The 2,318-nt window shown below is 67.2% G+C and carries 3 protein-coding genes; all 3 read left to right on the forward strand.

Annotated features, from left to right (window positions below; translation table 11 throughout):
- Positions 1 to 388: DNA methyltransferase (locus CWC60_RS16755; RefSeq protein WP_164516607.1), on the forward strand; the 388-nt coding region annotated here is incomplete at its 5' end.
- A complete protein-coding gene (locus tag CWC60_RS16760) occupies positions 385 to 1,374 on the forward strand; it encodes a DUF5681 domain-containing protein (protein ID WP_125182814.1) in 990 nt (329 codons plus the stop codon). The genes CWC60_RS16755 and CWC60_RS16760, both read left to right, overlap by 4 nt.
- A 140-nt stretch (positions 1,375 to 1,514) precedes the next feature.
- On the forward strand, positions 1,515 to 2,318 hold an 804-nt coding region (locus tag CWC60_RS16765), incomplete at its 3' end, for a nucleotidyltransferase domain-containing protein (protein ID WP_109795077.1).

The following is a 2,318-nucleotide window of genomic DNA, read 5'->3' on the forward strand; positions in this document are numbered from 1 at the left end:
CGACATCGTCCTGGACGGCTTCGGCGGCTCGGGCACGACGCTGATCGCCGCCGAGCAGGTCGGTCGCAAGGCGCGTCTCCTGGAGTTCGACCCGGCATACTGCGACACCATCGTCCGGCGCTGGGAACGGATCACCGGCAAGCACGCCACCCTCGCGGCGACGGGGGAGCGGTTCGAGGACGTCGAGGAAGAGCGTCTGGCGGAGATGGAGCCCGGGCCCGCAGAGGAGCTTGGTTCCGGCGACAACCATGCCGAGACCGGCGAGGAGGAACGCCTGGCCGAGATGGGGCAGGCCGACCCCGACCCCGATGGGGACCCGTCCGACGTGGGCGAAGCGGAAGAGGCGCTTGCACAGGCCGCCGTTGCCGAGAGGGAGACGAGCAGATGAGCGGTGATCGGGACCGGAAGGGCGCGCGGCCGGTGCGAGCGCCTCGTCCGCAGAAGCGAGATGTGCGGTCCGGGGATGACGACCAGGCCAGGCCGGAAGGCGATCACCAGAGCGACCGCGACGGCGAGGGCTACGAGGTCGGCTTCGGCAAGCCGCCCAGGTCGAGGCGGTTCAAGAAAGGCCAGTCTGGCAATCCGCGTGGCCGACCAAAGAAGCCGAAGCCGAAACCCATCCAGCTTTCGGACGCGCCGGCGGATGCCTTCCTGCAGGAGGAGGCCTATCGCCTGCTGAAGTTCCGGGAGAATGGCAAGGAGGTAGAGCTCCCGGCATCACAGGCCGTCGTCCGCGCCATGATCATGTCCGCACTCAAAGGCAACCGTCTCACCCAGCGCTACGCCATCGAATATCTGGAGCGGAAGGAAGAGCGTCACTTCCGGGCACGTCTCGAGCGGTTTCGTCGCCTGGAGAAGCTGAAGGTCCAGGGGAAAGAGCAAATTGCCGAGTATCGCCGGCGTGATCTGCCGCCGCCCGAGCTTCTGCCGCACCCCGACGACATCGTGCTCAACCACCGGACCGCCGAGGCCCGGATCGACGGGCCGGAGACGCGCGAAGACCTCCGCCACTACGAGCACCTGGCGGAACTCCGCGATCTCTGCGTGATGCAGTCGGCCCTCAACTGGTCGCGACAAGGGCGAAACTCGGGGAAGCGAGACGCCGGGACGTACTGCCCGGCCCTGGTCCTGGCCGGCCTGGTGGATCACCTGCTGCCACAGCGGTTCCGCCTGAGCGAAGCAGATCAACTGGTCATGTTCCTCGAGTTCGAGAGGGAGGACCGAAGGAAGCTCGAATCCCGGATCGAGCGAGAGTTCGATCGCCTCGAACGCGAGCGCCCGCCGTCGACACTGAGCGACGCACAGCGCAACCTGCTCGAGCGCACCGTGCAACGCCTTCGCGACCAGCTGTGGCCGGAGGCGGAGGACGGCTGATGCAGTTCCGCTTGCAAGGATGGTCAGGCGGCGCTGGCCAGCTTCCAAGGCGCTTCGAAGTTCGGTGGACTTGCCGCTCCAACGAAGCCATTCGGGGCGTCGCGGTCGGGTCCCGACCCGGCAGAGAATGGAGCATTCGGATGGCGACGTTGCGCAACCTGGGCCCGGGCTTCGACCCGGCGGTCGTCGCCGGCATCGACGCGAAACTGCGCGAAGTCGAAGCCACCCACAATGTCCGCATCCTGCTGGCGATCGAGAGCGGCAGCCGCGGCTGGGGCTTCGCCTCGCCCGACAGTGACTACGACTGCCGCTTCATCTTCGTCCGGCCCCGGGACGACTACCTGAGTCTCTTTCCGAAGCGCGACGTCATCGAGTATCCGCCGGACGGGATCTACGACGTCAATGGCTGGGACCTGCCGAAGGCGCTGAAGCTGCTGCTCAAGGGCAATGCCGTGGTCATCGAATGGCTGACCTCGCCCTATGCCTATGCAGGCGACTCCCGCTTCCGTGACGAATTGCTGGCCCTGGCGCGCGAGGTCGTGCAGCCCGCGGCGATCGCCAACCACTACCTTCATCTCGGCGAGCGCCAGTACCGGCGCAGCCTCGAAGGCCGGGCGGCCGTCTCGCTGAAGAAGGTCTTCTACGCCCTGCGCCCGGCGATCGCGCTCCGCTGGATGCGCCACCACCCGGGTGAGACGGTCGCTCCCATGGCGTTCGGGGCGCTGGTCGACGAAAGCGGCCTGCCGGGAGAGGTGCAATCAGTGATCGACGAACTCCTCGCCCGCAAGGCCGAAACCCGCGAGATGGGCGAGGGCGAACAGCCGGCGTCGATCGCGAACTTGATCGAGGCGGAGTTTGGGCAGGGTCGGGACCGATGGCCCGCCTCCTCGCCAGGTCCAATGCCAGGTGGTATCCGCGCAGCCGATCTGATGTTTCGCCGTTGG

It is taken from the genome of Minwuia thermotolerans (genome assembly GCF_002924445.1).
Classification (GTDB): Bacteria; Pseudomonadota; Alphaproteobacteria; order Minwuiales; family Minwuiaceae; genus Minwuia; species Minwuia thermotolerans.